Origin of the sequence: Mesorhizobium sp. M6A.T.Ce.TU.016.01.1.1, assembly GCF_003997065.1 — a bacterium.
Lineage (GTDB): Bacteria > Pseudomonadota > Alphaproteobacteria > Rhizobiales > Rhizobiaceae > Mesorhizobium > Mesorhizobium mediterraneum.
This window is the reverse complement of the sequence record NZ_RZTJ01000005.1, coordinates 154,574-169,719: the sequence shown is the minus strand read 5'-3', so window position 1 is coordinate 169,719 and position 15,146 is coordinate 154,574. Positions and strand designations below refer to the sequence as shown.

Here is a 15,146-nt window from a genome sequence, read left to right as displayed (position 1 = left end):
ATTCCTCCCGCAGGAGCATATCGGCGAAGAAACGGACTGAAATGCGCCTGGTTCAATCAACTTTGAAGGAGCCCGAAAATATTCCGTTTTGAAGCCGGCAAATGAACAAAACCATCACGAAATCAAAGGGATGAACTATGGCGGAAAAACCTCCGGAAGATGGCATTTTGCGGCGCGATCTGGCCTTTTTCTACCGGCTCTATCGACCCGTTGATTCGAGCGGCGAATGCCTTTTCCTGCTGCATGGATCCGGGGTCGACGAGACGACGCTGGTGGCGCTGGCGCGGCAAATCTCACCGCGCGCCGTGCTGCTGGCGGTCCGTGGACGCATCGCCCAGGAGGACGGTTTCCGCTGGTTCGCGAGGGTCACGCCGACGCGCTTCGAACAGGAGAGCATTCGCACCGAGGCGGACGCTTTCGCGGGCTTCGTCACCGCGGCCGCGAAGCGCCACGGTCTCGATCTCTCCCGAACGATTTTTCTCGGCTATTCGAACGGCGCCAATCTGGTTTCGAGCGTGATGCTGCTGCATTCCGGCCTCATCGAACGGGCAGCATTGCTGCGCCCGATGCCGGTGCTCGACGACGTGCCACCAGCCGACTTGTCGAAAGCGCGTGTGCTGATCATTGCCGGCGCCGCCGACCTGACCTACGCGCCCTTCGCGCCGGCGTTGGTCGCATTGCTCGAATCGCATGGTGCCGAGGTCGAGGCCCGCACCGTCGCCTCCGGCCATGAAATCGGCGATCGGGATGCTGAAATCGTCAGGCAATGGCTGGAGGGTCCGGCAATCGCCGTCGCGCAGGCGAACTGATGAGCCGAGGTTTTACGCTCGCCCCATCCGGTTCCAGGCATCCAGCCCGGCGATCTTGTAGGCTTCGGCCAGCGTCGGATAGTTGAACGTGTTGTTGACGAAGAAATCGACGGTGCCACCGAGATTGATCACCGCCTGGCCAATGTGAATGAGTTCGGTCGCGCCCTCGCCGACGATATGCGCGCCGAGCAGCCGGCGTGTTTCGATCGAGAACAGAAGCTTCAGGAAGCCGGTGTCGACGCCCATGATATGGCCGCGCGAGGTTTCGCGGAAGCGCGCCACGCCGACCTCATATGCGCCGCCGCTCTCGCGCACCTGCTCCTCGGACTGGCCGACCGTCGAGATTTCCGGCACGGCGTAGATGCCGTAGGGAAAGGTTTCCGGCGGCGGCGGCAAGGGCACGCCGAAGGCATGGCAGGCGGCCACCCTGCCCTGTTCCATCGAGGTGGAGGCGAGGCTTGGAAAGCCGATGACGTCGCCGGCGGCATAGATATTCGGCGCGCTGGTCCGGAAGGTCTGCGGATCGACCTTGATGCGGCCCCGGGAGTCGGACTCGATGCCAACCACGTCCAGGCCGAGCGCGCCGACATTGCCGGTGCGCCCCGCGGCATAAAGCACCATCTCCGAGCGTATGGTGCGGCCGTCGGCAAGCGTCACCTCGGCGTAGTCGGGTTTCGAGGCGATCTCCTTGATCGCACTGCCCAGCCGGATCGTCATGCCGCGGTCGCGCATCTGATGGATGAAGTCGTCGACGATCTCGCGGTCGACGAAATCGAGGATGGTGTTGCGCGGCTCGACCAGCGTCACCGGCACGTCGAGCGCCGAAAAGATCGTCGCGTACTCGACGCCGATGACGCCGGCGCCGATCACCGTGAGCGTGCGCGGCAGGCGCTCGAGCTCCAGCATCTCGTCGCTGTCGAAGATACGGGTCTTGTCGAAGGGCACGTCGCGCGGCCGGTGCGGGCGGGTGCCGACTGCGATCAGCGCATGCGCAAAACCGACTTCGCTATAGTCGCCGGTTTCCGTCGTCAGGCTCGCTCTGTTGGGACCGAGGAATTTGACCCCGGCGCGTGCGCTCTTGACCGTATTGCGCATGAATTGGTGCTGCAGCACCTCGACTTCATGATCGAGTGTCTTGTGCAGGCGTTCGATCAGGTCGCCGACCGAAATGTCCTGCTTGACCCGGTAGCCGCGCCCGTAGAAGCCGCGCTCGCGCCAACCGGAGAGGTTGAGCACAGTTTCCCGCAGCGTCTTCGACGGGATGGTGCCGGTGTGCACGGAAACGCCGCCAAGACGCCGGCCCCTGTCGACCACCAGAACGGATTTGCCGAGCTTGGCCGACTGCACCGCGGCACGGCGCCCGGAAGGGCCGCTGCCAATGACCAGCATGTCGTAGTCCATGTCGCCCCGTCCCTCGCCCGCCTGATATGTTGCGCCGCAGCAAACTAACGCCATCCGCGCGGCAAATTCAACCGATCCAAGCTAAGGCGCTCGCGTTCGAACGGATTCATGCGACGCGCTTTAAGCCCTTGTTTCTATGCATGTCGTTATCGCAAAACCGCTGCGCACTTTTTGCGCGACATGCATTAGGTTCGGTGCTGCTTCCAGTCGCAGGCTGAAAACGGCTCGATCTTGATTCCGTCGCGAGACTTCACCATTTCAACACCAGGCGGCCCGCACCCTATCCCGGGCCTGATTACGAGGAAATGACATGAACGCGCGCGTTCTCGACGGCGAAATCATCACCACCAGGCTCGATGATATCAGGGCCTATGACGGCGTGCGCACGCGGCGTGTCCTCGCCTTCATCATCGACTATTGCATCGTCGCGCTGCTCACCATTCCGTTCGCGATCCTGGTGTTCTTCCTCGGGATCTTGACGCTCGGCCTCGGCTGGATGCTGTTTTCCGTCCTCGTGCCGGCCGTCGCCATCCTCTACATCTGGAACACGCTCGGCAGCGCCGACCAGGCCACGACAGGCATGAAGATGATGGGCATCCGGCTCGACCGCCTGGACGGAACCCGCATTGATGGGCTGACGGCGGTGGTGCATTCGGTGCTGTTCTGGGCCGGCAACGTCATCCTGACGCCGCTGGTCCTTCTGGTATCGCTGTTTGCCGATCGCAAGCGTACGCTGCACGACCTGCTGTTGGGCACGGTGGTCAGCCGCAGTGACCGCTGAGGACAGCTTTCGCGAGTCTCCCGCGAGCGTTTATGTGCAAAGTGAAGGCGTCCGCTCGGCGCGCTTTCACAATCCTGTTGAATTTTTCGCTGCGCGCGCCAAAGGTATGATGATTCGCAGGAGTGTTTCCAAGGTTCGATGACGCAGCATCCAACCCAGTCGCCACAGTTCTTCCTGACCGCGCCGTCACCGTGCCCGTATCTTGAGGGCCAGTTCGAGCGCAAGGTGTTCACGCATCTGGTCGGCGACAAGGCGTCGGAGATGAACGACCTGCTGACGCAAGGCGGCTTCCGGCGATCGCAGAACATCGCCTACCGGCCGGCCTGCGAGACCTGCCGCGCCTGCGTTTCGGTGCGCATCCTGGCCCAGGAATTCACCGCCAGCCGCAACATGAGGCGGGTGATACAGCACAATTCAGACCTCATCGGCGCCATGCACGACGCGCAACCATCCACCGAGCAGTATTCGCTGTTCCGCAGCTATCTCGATGCCCGCCATCGCCGCGGCGGCATGTCCGACATGACGGTGCTCGACTACGCCATGATGGTCGAGGACACCCATGTCGACACCAAGGTCATCGAGTACCGGCGCCGCGGCCCCGACAGCTTCATCACCGGCAAGGGCCAGGGCGAGCTGATCGCGGTGGCCCTCACCGACAAGATGGCCGACGGCCTGTCGATGGTCTATTCCTATTTCAATCCGGACTTCGAGGATCGCTCGCTCGGCACCTTCATGATCCTCGACCACATCGCCCGCGCCAGGGCGATGGGCTTGCCCCATGTCTATCTCGGCTACTGGGTCAACGGCTCGCGCAAGATGAACTATAAGATGCGCTTCATGCCGCAGGAGCATCTCGGCCCCAAAGGCTGGGAACGCTACGACCACGAAGCGGTTTCGCGCTGATCCGCCCTTCCGCCAATCATCCTTAAAACTGTTCAAGGAGGATGCTGCTGGTTTTCGGCCGCTTGGCTGGAAGGACAGACGCTGGGCCAATTTTGCGCCTGCCTCCACATTCATTGCGAGAATTGCCGCATGTCGTCCCACAACGATCACCAGAAGGGCCTTCTCATCACCGCCGTTGGCGGCCTGACGCTGACCGTCGACATTCCACTGATCCGCCTGGCCGACGGCGGCGCATGGACGATCCTCCTGCTGCGCACCGGCACCACCTTGGTCGCGGCGCTGGTCATCTGGGCTGTCTGGCGCTCGCTGAGCCGGAACGCGCCGCAGCTCATCCCCGGCTGGTCGGGGCTGGTTGTCGCCATATGCTACGGACTGACCTCGGTCACCTTCGTCACCAGCATCTATTACACCACGACCGCCAATCTGGTCTTCATCCTGGCCTTCAACACCGTGTTCGCGGCACTGCTGTCCTGGGTGTTTCTGAAGGAGCGGCCGCGACTGGTCACCGTGGTCGCGATGCTGGTCATGATCCTCGGCGTCGCGATCATCGTCGGCGATTCGATCGGCACCGGGCACCTGTTCGGCGATCTCATGGCACTGTGCTCGGCTTTCTTCATCGCCCTGGCCATCACCATCTCGCGCGCCAGCGGCAAGGACATGGGGTTCACATCGCTGATCGGCGTGATCCTGCCCCTGGCCGTCGCGGTGTTCATGGTCTCAGGCGAAGGCCTTCAGGTGAACGCGCCGTGGTGGATCATCTTCAACGGCGCCGTCATCATGCCGATCTCGTTCTTCTGCCTCGCCAACGGACCGAAATATGTTTCGGGACCGGAGGTGGCGATGTTCTATCTGCTTGAAACCGTGCTGGCGCCGGTCTGGATGTGGATGATCTTTGCCGAAACGCCGTCGCGCAACAGCCTGATCGGCGGCGCGATCCTCATCGTCACGCTGGTCGCCCATTCGCTATGGCAGCTGCATGAGGGGCGCAGGCGCCGCGCCACCCTTGCGGTCAGTCACCCGGCCTGACTCTTCCTCGCGGCGGCGTGCTCCGCGACGATATCGATCTGCGGCGGAGCACCTTCCAGGTCGTCCGGCGCTGCGGGGGCAAGCTCGTCGGCCAATTCCACCTCGCGCAGCCATTCGCGCCAGATCGCGACCAGCAATGCCATCAGCACCGGGCCGATGAACAGGCCAAGAAAGCCCATCGTCTTGACGCCGCCGATCAGGCCGAAAAAGGTCGGCAGGAACGGTAGCTTTATCGGGCCGCCGACCAGTTTCGGGCGCAATGTCTTGTCGACGATGAACAGTTCGACGCTCCCCCAGATGAACAGCGCCAACCCGGCCATCGGCGAGCCGCTGGCGGCGAGATAGATCGAAACAAGCGTGAAGGACAGCGGTGCGCCGCCGGGGATCAGCGCCATGATGCCGGTCAACGCGCCGAGCGTCACCGGCGACGGCACGCCGGCCAGCCAGTAGGCCACGCCCAGCACCACCCCTTCGCCGATGGCGATAATGGTCATGCCGGTCACTGTCGAGGAAATCGTCGCCGGCACGACGCGTGAAATCCGCTCCCATCTGGTCGGCAGGATGCGTTCGCCGAGACGGTCGACCTGCCCGGCGAAATGCTCGCCGTCGCGATAGGCAAAGAACAGCGCGATCATCATGAACAGCAGCGCCAGCAGAAGGCCGAAGGCGCTGCCGCCGGCAGCGAGCACGCCGCGGTAGATGCTGCCGATGTTGGCGCCGCTGATCAGCTGGATCAGTTCGCCGATGCCGCCGGGATGGCCGAGATTGCGCGTCCACTGCTCGTTCAGCCACTCGCCCACCACGGGCAGCGTGGCGATCCAATGCGGCGTCGTCGCTCCTTCGCGGTTGGTCTCGATCGCCCAGCCGACCCATTCGCGGACTTCGTTTGTGGCGTAGGCGCCGGCGAACGCGATCGGCACCACCAGGAAGGTGAGGATGAACAGGATCGCCAATGTCGCGGCGATCGTGCGGTTACCGCCGACACCAGCGAGCAATCGCCGATAGAGCGGCCAGCTGGCAAAGGCGATGACAAGCGCGGCCAGTACCGGGACCAGGAAACCATGAAAGAAATAGACCCCGGCGGCAACGATCAGCACCAGAAGCCAGCGCGCCGCCGACAGCGGCGGAATGACGGCGGATCTGAGCGGCGTCGACAGGCCAAACAGGCGCTGCTGGCCTTCCGGTTTCCGAATCCTAGCTTCCTTCAAATGCTCATTTCTCCCAAACGGCTCATGTAGCGATACTTATGCACTGATATAGTGCAGCAATCGTGACGACATTCCAAATGTTTGGATATCTCCCCCCTTGAGGGGGAGATGGCCGGCAGGCCAGAGGGGGTCGCCGCGCATAAAGCGCCGGCGTCCTCAGTCCACAATAAGAGGTCGCGTCAGGACGTGCCGACCCCCTCTGTCGCCTTCGGCGACATCTCCCCCTCAAGGGGGGAGATTAGCAGCTACCCGAATTTCCCCGTCCTCGGGAATCCCTTCGGCACCATGCGTCCGGCCGAGGCTCGAGCACCGATCCATTCGATCAGCTCTTCACGCGACTTGACGAAGGTGCGGTCGGCCGAATCCTGCCAGGAGAGACCGCTTTCGAGCGTGAAAGTCTTGAGGTCGAGGACGCCGCCATCCTTGTATTTCTGCAGGCGGACGCCCTTGCCGCGACCCATCTCAGGGATCTCGGCGAGCGGGAAGACCAGCATCTTGCGGTTCTCGCCGACAATGGCGAGATGGTCGCCGGCGACGGTCACGCAACGCTGGGCCTCGTCGGGCGCCTTGACGTTCATCACCTGCTTGCCCTTGCGGGTGTTGGCGACGACCTCTTCTTCCGACACGATGAAGCCATTGGCGTCATGCGACACCAAGAGCAGCTTGCGCTTGGGATCATGGACAAAGGCGGTGACGATGTCCTGGTCGTTGTCCATGTCGACGATGATGCGGATCGGTTCGCCATGGCCGCGCCCACCCGGCAGCCGGTCGGCGCCGATCGTGTAGAACTTGCCGCCGGTGGTGAAGACCAGCACCTTGTCGGTGGTCTGGGCGTGGAAGGCGAGCTTGAGGCTGTCGCCCTCCTTGAAGGTCAGTAACGAATGGTCGGTCAGGTGACCTTTCATCGCCCTGAGCCAGCCCTTTTCCGAAACGACCACGGTGACCGGCTCGCGCTCGATCATGGCATGGGCGATGTCGGTCAGGTCATGTTCGGGCGCATCGGCGAACTGGGTCCGGCGCTTGCCGAGTTCGGTCTCCGGTCCAAATTTCTCGCGGATGCTGGAGACTTCCCATTTGATGGTCGACCACTGCTTGGCGTCGGACGCAAGCAGCGCCTCGATCTGCTTCTTCTCGGTGGTGAGGCCGTCGAATTCCTTGCGGATCTCGAATTCCTCGAGCTTGCGCAGGGCGCGCAGCCGCATGTTGAGGATGGCTTCGGCCTGGTTGTCGGTGAGCGACCAGCGCGCCATCATCACTTGCTTGGGCTCGTCCTCCTCGCGGATGATCCTGATCACCTCGTCGATGTTGAGATAGGCGATCAGATAGCCGGCGAGGATCTCCAGCCGCCTTTCGATCTCGCCTAGGCGATGCCTCGAGCGACGGATCAGCACCTCGCGGCGGTGCTCCAGCCATTCCTTGAGCACGCCTTTCAGCGACAGCACGTTGGGTATCTTGCCGCGCGACAGGACGTTCATGTTGAGCGGAAAGCGGCTTTCGAGCTCGGTCAGCTTGAACAGCGATTCCATCAGGATGCCGGGATCGACCGAACGGCTCTTCGGCACCAGCACGACGCGGACGTCCTCGGCGCTCTCGTCGCGGATGTCCTCGAGCAGCGGCAATTTGCGCGCCATCAAAAGCTCTGCGATCTTTTCGATCAGCCGCGCCTTCTGGACGCCGTAGGGGATTTCCGTGACGACGATGCTCCAGGTGCCCCTGCCCTGGTCCTCCTGGCTCCATTTCGCCCTGACGCGGAAACCACCGCGACCGGTTTCGTAGGCTTCGAGGATCGAGGCACGGCTGTCGACGATGATGCCGCCGGTCGGGAAATCCGGACCTTGCACGAAGTCCATCAACGTCGTCACCGGCGCATCGGGATGCTCGATCAGATGCAGCGCGGCGTCGCAGAGCTCCGCGGCATTGTGCGGCGGGATCGAGGTCGCCATGCCGACGGCAATGCCGGACGAGCCGTTGGCGAGCAGGTTCGGGAAGGCGCCGGGCAGCACGACCGGCTCCTCGTCCTCCTCATTGTAGGTCGGCCGGTAGTCGACGGCGTCTTCGGTGATGCCGGACAGCAGCTCGGTCGCCACATCGGTCATGCGCGCTTCGGTGTAGCGCATGGCGGCGGCGTTATCGCCGTCGATATTGCCGAAATTCCCCTGGCCGTCGACCAGGGGGTAGCGCATCGAGAAATCCTGCGCCAGCCGCACCAGCGCGTCGTAGATCGACTGGTCGCCATGCGGATGGAACTTGCCCATCACCTCGCCGACGATGCGGGCGCATTTGGCGAAGCCCTGGTCGGGGTTGAGCCTGAGCAGCCGCATGGCATGCATGATGCGGCGATGGACCGGCTTCAGCCCGTCGCGCACGTCCGGCAGCGCCCGGTGCATGATGGTCGACAGCGCATAGGCGAGATAGCGCTCTTCCAGCGCTTTCTTCAGATCGACCGGCTCGATGTTGTCGCCGCCGCCATCTCCAGGCGGCAAAAGCCTTTTTCCCATGGGCTGGGACTAGCCGAGCGGGTGATTCGCGGCAAGAGGCGCTTGGATGTGAGGCGCCTTCTGCAACACGAACTGAACGCACTCCAGCAACGACCAACATCAATTGGTTACATCCCGCCTCTATGGCAGGCGCGATGGATCGGGGGCGCGATGGATCGGATTTGCCTTTCGCCATGGTTTTCGACCATTGTGCGGGAGAACGCCTTTTTCCCGTCCAGTTCGTCACGGAAGGGTGACGGCGCAAAGAATTGAAAACAATCTTCAGAACACGCTCAGGGAACCGCGATGACGATCAGACGCTCGACACTCAACAAGCTCGCTTTTTCGACCTTCCTGCTGACGCTGCCGTTGAACGCGGCCTTCGCGCAGGATGCTGCGGTCGCCGACCGGCTGAAGGCGGCTCTCGCCGCCCAGGGCGTCGACATCTCATGGACCGGGGTGACGGGCGACGCCTCCAGCATGGTGCTGCAAGGCGTCGCCGTCAAACCGGCGGCCGAAAAGGAAGCGCTCAAGCTCGGCGACGTCACACTCGAGGGCGTGACCGAAGCCAATGGCGGTTATGAGATCGAAACGGTCTCGACTACGGCGTTCCAGCACAGCGAGGACGGCGTCACGCTCGACCTCAGCCCGTTCGTCATCCACGACATGACGGTTCCGGCCGACGGCGCCACGGGCCCGCTGGGCTCGCTGATGATGTACAAATCGGCAGAGCTCGACAACATGACGGTCAAGGTCGCCGACAAGACAGCCTTCTCGATGGACGGGCTTGCCATCGAGATCACGCCGCCGGCCGACGGCAAGGCGATGGAATTTTCCGGCACGACGGAAAAGTTCAATGCCGACCTGACGCTGATCGAGGATCCGAAATCCAAAGACGTGATCAACGCGCTCGGCTACCAGAACATCACCGGAAACCTTGAAATGGCGGGCACCTGGCAGCCTTCGGACGGCAAGATGGAGCTGTCGAAATACGACATCTCCGTCGACAATGCCGGAACGCTCGGCATGACCTTCGGTTTCGGCGGCTACACGCTTGACGTCATCAAATCGCTGCAGGAGGCGCAGAAGAAGATGGCGGCGCAGCCCGAAGGCGCCGACAATTCGGCGCAAGGCATGGCCATGCTCGGCATCTTGCAGCAGCTTTCGTTCAACAGCGCTTCGATCCGCTTCGACGACGATTCGCTGACCAACAAGGTGCTGGACTATGTCGGCAAGCAGCAAGGCATGTCCGGCAAGGATATCGCTAACCAGGCCAAGGCGATCGTGCCTTTCGGCATGGCGCAGCTCAACAATCCCGAATTGACGGCGCAGGTGTCGGCTGCGGTCGGCAAGTATCTCGACGACCCGCAGAGCCTCGAGATTTTGGCCAAGCCGCCGGCAGCGGTGCCGTTCGCGCTGATCATGGCAGGCGCCATGTCCAACCCGGTGGACCTGACGAAGACGCTTGGCGTGACGGTCAAGGCGAACGAGGACTGACCGGAACGGTCCCCTTGAAGCGAAGCCCGGCGCGATGCCGGGCTTTTTTGTGAATCAACAGAATCGGTTGCGGGAGGTTCTTAAACCTCTTTCTTGGTCACGGCGACGCGCAGCGACAATTCGCGAAGCTGCTGCGGGCTGGCTTCCGACGGCGCGCTCATCAACAGGTCATAGGCCTGCTGGTTCATCGGAAACATGGTCACTTCGCGCAGATTCTTGGCGCCGACCAGCAGCATGACGACGCGATCGATGCCGGCCGCCATGCCACCATGCGGCGGTGCGCCATACTGGAAGGCACGATAGAGGCCGCCGAAGCGCTCCTCGACCGTCTCGCGATCCAGCCCGACAGTCTCGAACGCCTTGACCATGGTCTCCGGCAAATGGTTGCGGATGCCGCCGGAGGCGATCTCGAAACCATTGCAGACCATGTCATACTGGAACGCCTTGATGCCGAGCAGATCCTCGCCGTTGAGCGCATCGATGCCGCCTTGCGGCATGGAAAACGGATTGTGGGCGAAATCGATCTTTTTCTCGTCTTCGTTCCATTCGAAGAAGGGAAAGTCGACGATCCAGCACAGCTCGAAACGGTCGCGGTCGACAAGGTTCAGCTCCTCGCCGGCGCGGGTGCGTGCGGCGCCCGCGAACGAGACGAACTTTTTCGGGTCGCCGGCGACGAAGAAGGCAGCGTCGCCATCGGCAAGGCCGAGTTGCTGGCGGATCGCCTCGGTGCGCTCCTCGCCGATGTTCTTGGCGAGCGGACCGGCGCCCTCGAGCTTTTCACCCTCCTTGCGCCAGAAGATGTAGCCGAGGCCCGGCTGCCCCTCGCCCTGCGCCCAGGAATTCATGCGGTCGCAGAAGGCGCGCGAGCCGCCGGTCTTGGCCGGAATGGCCCAGACTTCGGCCTTCGGGTCGTTGGCGAGGATGTTGGCGAATACCTTGAAACCGGAATCGCGGAAATGATCGGAGACGGCCTGCATCTCGATCGGGTTGCGCAGGTCCGGCTTGTCGGTGCCGTATTTGCGCATGGCGACGTCATAGGCGATGCGCGGGAAGTTCTGCGTCACCGGCTTGCCGGCGGCAAAAGTCTCGAACACGCCGCGCATGACCGGCTCCATGGTCGCCAGGATATCGTCCTGCTCGACGAAGCTCATTTCCAGGTCGAGCTGGTAGAACTCGCCCGGCAGGCGGTCGGCGCGCGGGTCCTCGTCGCGGAAGCAGGGCGCGATCTGGAAGTAACGGTCGAAGCCCGACACCATGATCAATTGCTTGTATATCTGCGGCGCCTGCGGCAGCGCGTAGAAAGTGCCGGGATGGATGCGCGACGGCACCAGGAAGTCGCGCGCCCCTTCGGGCGACGAAGCGGTCAGGATCGGTGTCGAGAATTCGGTGAAGCCGACCTCGCCCATGCGTTTGCGCATCTCGGCAATGATTTTCGTGCGCGCCACGATGTTCTTGTGCAGCGTGTCGCGACGCAGGTCGAGGAAGCGGTATTTGAGGCGGATATCCTCGGGATAGTCCGGCTCGCCGAACACCGGCAGCGGCAGTTCCTTGGCCGCCGACAGCACTTCGATCTCGCGCGCGAAAACCTCGATCTCGCCGGTCGGCAAATTGGCGTTGGCGGTCTCTGCCAGACGCGCCTTGACCTCGCCGTCGACGCGGACGACCCATTCGCCGCGCACGGTCTCGGCAATCTTGAAGGCCGGCGAATCCGGATCGGCGACGATCTGGGTCAGGCCATAGTGGTCGCGCAAATCGATGAAGAGCAGGCCGCCATGGTCGCGAACGCGATGCACCCAACCCGACAGGCGAACGGAAGAGCCGACGTCGCTCTTCCTCAACTGGGCACAGGTATGGCTGCGGTAACGATGCATTGTCATTGGTAAGTCCGGATGTTGATTGCGGCCAAGGCATGATGGCCTGGCCCGAAAATTTGCGCGAAAAGCACATGAGAGGCCGCCTTTGTCAAGGCAGACGGCGCTAGGGCAGCATCTCAGGTTGGACTTCGGCTCTCGCCCTACGCGATCATCGCTCGGAATAAGCTGCGATCCAACATCGACCGCCCATGGCGGTCAGCGGGTGAAGCGCGCACTATCGCCAGGCGTGGTAACCCCACACACAACAGCGGGATCGCGACGAAGCCCGCATGATTCCACCATTCGCCGGGACGGCAAGTTCGAGGCTGATACGAGCTCATAGATGTGCGTCGCATGCAGATCGCGAAACACACTGACGATCATGCGAGCGTTGATGTAGTTGCCGAGCCCTCGGCCCCTCTGCGATTGCGCGACCGCAACCAGTCCACCCCACGCATATCGGTGATAGGCGCTGTAGGAATTGTGAGCCAAGTAGCCATGCGCGGTTGCCGCGACGGTACCCGTCTTGTCGCCCACCACCACTGTCGTCGCCGGTCCCAGCGTTCCGGCCAGCAGCGACCCCGAAAATGGCACTACGCCCGACGCCGCCATGAACGCCTGGATGAGGGCCGTATACTCATCATCCGGCTCGGTCGGCTTGTCTTGATCGAGAAGTCCGTCGGGCAGTCCCTGATCGATAATTGCCTCCGACGCCGCCAGGGCACTTGCCTTGTCGGCCAAGAAAACGTCCCAGGTGTCGAAGCGGAAGCCCCCTTTGGCCAATCTCGACTTGAGCTCATCCGCCTTGCTTGCTGGTATCATACGAAAGCCGCAGATGCCGTCGCGATTGAGGATCTTGTCGATCAGCTCCCACCCGAACCGGTCGGGATCATCGCACCCCATAGTGCGCCCGGTCTGGCACGCGCCGGGGGTCACATTGATGAAGTCGACACTCGCCTCAGCCTGAGCTTGCAGGCGTTGCTGAACCTCTGTGCCGAAATAGCCTGACATGGGAAGCCCCCTGTGACGTGCCCGATGGAGTATAGCAAGCACGATAGAATACAGCCAAGCTGGTTCCCGCTGGAACCAGCCCGGCTCCTTCAGGGTATGGCGCGGCTATCTTCTGCTTTGATCGTGATTAGGGTGATCAAGCCGTGTACAATGGCCGTCCATTGATGGGAGGACTACCATGCGCATTCGCACATTGACTGTCCTGAGGACGCTGCTTGTCGGCACTTGCACATTTGCGCACGCTGAGCAGACAAAGCCGATGTCAATCGAGGTGTTTCCTTTCGAATTGGAGGACAAGAGCGCTGGGGCAGGAATAATCCCCCCGGATGAACACGATAGGCGCTATCTGTCCGAGTCGGCACAAATGGCGAAGGACATGCTCTCCAAGTCTGGGCGTTTTACAATCGTTGATGTGCCAGCGAGGAATGAGCAGGCGGGTGCGCCGCACGGCTTGCGCAACTGCGGGGGCTGTGAAGGTAAAATTGCCAAAGAGCACGGCGCGTCTCTCGCCTTGCTAGGCGTCGTGACGCGCGTCAACCGAACAGAGCATACTATGTTCATTCGCATCCTCGACGCTGAAACCGGGAAAGCTGTTTTGCAGGGCTTTACCGACCTTCGCATGGGCGCGAACTACGCGTGGCCCCGCTCCGTGAGATGGCTGATGACAAACAGAATCCTGCGGTAGGCGGACAGCCACCCCAGTGCGCCGTCGGGAGTGCGAAAGACCGCTCCCACAAAATTCTAGTTGAGATACTGATTGCCGGTGCTGGCCCGCTAATCGCCGGGAATTGCCGCTGGCATTGGCGCAGGCGATGGTTCAAGAAGGATCAACGACAGGCCTTCCTTCATGTCCTCCATGCGCCCGCTGATCCCACTCCTTATTGCCGCCGGCATCCTGCTCGGCGGCAATGGACTGCAGAGCACCTTGATCGCGTTGCGCGGCGCGCAGGAGGGGTTTTCGGCCTCGACCATCGGCCTGATGGGCACGTTCTATTTCGCCGGCTTCCTGCTCGGCTGCCTCGCCGTAACCCACATCATGAAGGCCGTCGGCCATGTGCGCGCCTTCTCCGCGCTGGCGGCGATCGCTTCGGCGGGGACATTGCTTTTGGTGCTGGTCGTCGATCCGGTTATGTGGTGCGCAGTGCGCTTTGCCGGCGGGTTCTGCTTCGCCGGCCTGTTCACTATCATGGAAGCCTGGCTCAATTCCGGGGTCGCCAATAGGGACCGCGCTCGGGTGCTGGCCATCTACCGGATGGTCGACATCGGTTCGGTGACAGGCGCACAGTTCCTGATCCCGATTTTCGGCGCCGGCGGTTTTGCAATCTTCGCCATCATGTCGATCATGATCACGCTCTCGCTGGTGCCGGTGTCGCTCGGCGACCGCTCCAACCCGACCCCGCCGGAAGACGTCAGGCTCGACCTGGCCCGCGTCTGGCGGATTTCGCCGCTCGGCTGCTTCGGCTGCATCGCCGTCGGCGTCACCAACAGCGCCTTCCGCACATTGTCGCCGGTCTACGCCGAACAGATCGGCATGTCGGTCACCGACGTCGTCACCTTCGTCAGCGTCGGCATCTTCGGCGGCGCCATCATCCAGTATCCGCTCGGCTATCTGTCCGACCGCTGGGACCGGCGTTCCGTGCTGCTGATGACGACCTGCTGCGCGATGCTCGTATCGCTAGCGCTGGTGTTCTGGGCGCACAGCGACCCGTTCCTCAACTTCGTGATCGTCTTCATCTTCGGCTGCTTCGCCATGCCGCTCTACTCGCTATCGGCGGCGCACTCCAACGACCGTGCCGACAAGGGCGAGTTCGTGCTGATCAACGCGGCACTGATGCTGTTCTATTCCTTCGGCGCCATTGGCGGGCCGTTCGCCGCCTCGACGGCGATGCAGTATTTCGGGCCAAGCGCGCTGTTCGTGTTCACCGCCGTCGTCTACGCCATCTTCGTCGTCGTCATCCTGTACCGGATGCAGGTGCGATCCGGCGTGCCGGCCGGCCATCGCAGCCGTTTCATCGGCCTTTTGCGCACATCGACGGTCTTCGCCCGGCTGGCCAAGCGCAACGATGATTCCGATGGGCCTGCGAAGCAATGATGACGGCCCATATGTCTTGAACCCGGGGCTGCGGCTTGACGAAAGCCCGCGCGGCTGAAATTGAAGGAGACCTTACCCTTTTGCCAAA

General features: G+C 62.4%; 12 protein-coding genes. 7 read left to right on the top strand and 5 right to left on the bottom strand.

Features of this window, described 5'->3' with window-relative positions; genetic code table 11:
* The first annotated feature begins 137 nt into the window (after positions 1–137).
* Positions 138–809, top strand: coding sequence for an alpha/beta hydrolase (locus tag EOC94_RS12080; protein ID WP_127290657.1), 672 nt, complete (start codon positions 138–140; stop codon positions 807–809).
* 12 nt (positions 810–821) lie between these two features.
* Here the strand turns inward: EOC94_RS12080 and sthA are convergent, their stop codons facing one another.
* Entirely contained in the window at positions 822–2,210 is a 1,389-nt protein-coding gene (gene sthA, locus EOC94_RS12075) for a Si-specific NAD(P)(+) transhydrogenase (protein WP_127290655.1), read from the bottom strand.
* A 310-nt stretch (positions 2,211–2,520) separates the two neighbouring features.
* On the opposite strand from sthA, the gene EOC94_RS12070 reads away from it, so the two are divergent.
* From EOC94_RS12070 to EOC94_RS12060, 3 genes are all read left to right on the top strand, one after another.
* The gene (locus tag EOC94_RS12070; RefSeq protein WP_127290653.1) at positions 2,521–2,991 is read left to right on the top strand and encodes an RDD family protein; all 471 of its coding nucleotides are present in this window, start codon (positions 2,521–2,523) and stop codon (positions 2,989–2,991) included.
* A 138-nt stretch (positions 2,992–3,129) separates the two neighbouring features.
* Positions 3,130–3,894: an arginyltransferase gene (locus EOC94_RS12065; protein WP_095485737.1), complete on the top strand. Its 765-nt coding sequence runs from the start codon at positions 3,130–3,132 to the stop codon at positions 3,892–3,894.
* Positions 3,895–4,023: 129 nt separating this feature from the next.
* Positions 4,024–4,920, top strand: coding sequence for a DMT family transporter (locus EOC94_RS12060; protein ID WP_127290651.1), 897 nt, complete (start codon positions 4,024–4,026; stop codon positions 4,918–4,920).
* Here the strand turns inward: EOC94_RS12060 and EOC94_RS12055 are convergent.
* Together EOC94_RS12055 and parC are read right to left on the bottom strand one after the other, a co-directional pair.
* The gene (locus EOC94_RS12055; protein ID WP_127290649.1) at positions 4,908–6,128 is read right to left on the bottom strand and encodes an AI-2E family transporter; all 1,221 of its coding nucleotides are present in this window, start codon (positions 6,126–6,128) and stop codon (positions 4,908–4,910) included. The genes EOC94_RS12060 and EOC94_RS12055 overlap by 13 nt on opposite strands.
* 245 nt (positions 6,129–6,373) lie before the next feature.
* The gene (gene parC / locus EOC94_RS12050) at positions 6,374–8,626 is read right to left on the bottom strand and encodes a DNA topoisomerase IV subunit A (protein WP_127290647.1); all 2,253 of its coding nucleotides are present in this window, start codon (positions 8,624–8,626) and stop codon (positions 6,374–6,376) included.
* A gap of 285 nt (positions 8,627–8,911) precedes the next feature.
* On the opposite strand from parC, the gene EOC94_RS12045 reads away from it, so the two are divergent.
* Entirely contained in the window at positions 8,912–10,102 is a 1,191-nt protein-coding gene (locus EOC94_RS12045) for a hypothetical protein (protein ID WP_127290645.1), read from the top strand.
* Between the two features lie 80 nt (positions 10,103–10,182).
* On the opposite strand, the gene aspS is transcribed toward EOC94_RS12045, so the two are convergent.
* Positions 10,183–11,973, bottom strand: coding sequence for an aspartate--tRNA ligase (aspS, locus tag EOC94_RS12040; RefSeq protein WP_185928229.1), 1,791 nt, complete (start codon positions 11,971–11,973; stop codon positions 10,183–10,185).
* 198 nt (positions 11,974–12,171) lie between these two features.
* A complete protein-coding gene (locus tag EOC94_RS12035) occupies positions 12,172–12,966 on the bottom strand; it encodes a GNAT family N-acetyltransferase (RefSeq protein WP_127290641.1) in 795 nt (264 codons plus the stop codon).
* Positions 12,967–13,144: 178 nt separating this feature from the next.
* On the opposite strand from EOC94_RS12035, the gene EOC94_RS12030 reads away from it, so the two are divergent.
* Positions 13,145–13,651, top strand: a complete 507-nt coding sequence (locus tag EOC94_RS12030) for a DUF3280 domain-containing protein (protein ID WP_127290639.1) — start codon at positions 13,145–13,147, stop codon at positions 13,649–13,651.
* A gap of 162 nt (positions 13,652–13,813) precedes the next feature.
* A complete protein-coding gene (locus tag EOC94_RS12025) occupies positions 13,814–15,058 on the top strand; it encodes an MFS transporter (protein WP_127290637.1) in 1,245 nt (414 codons plus the stop codon).
* The last annotated feature ends 88 nt before the right edge of the window (positions 15,059–15,146 follow it).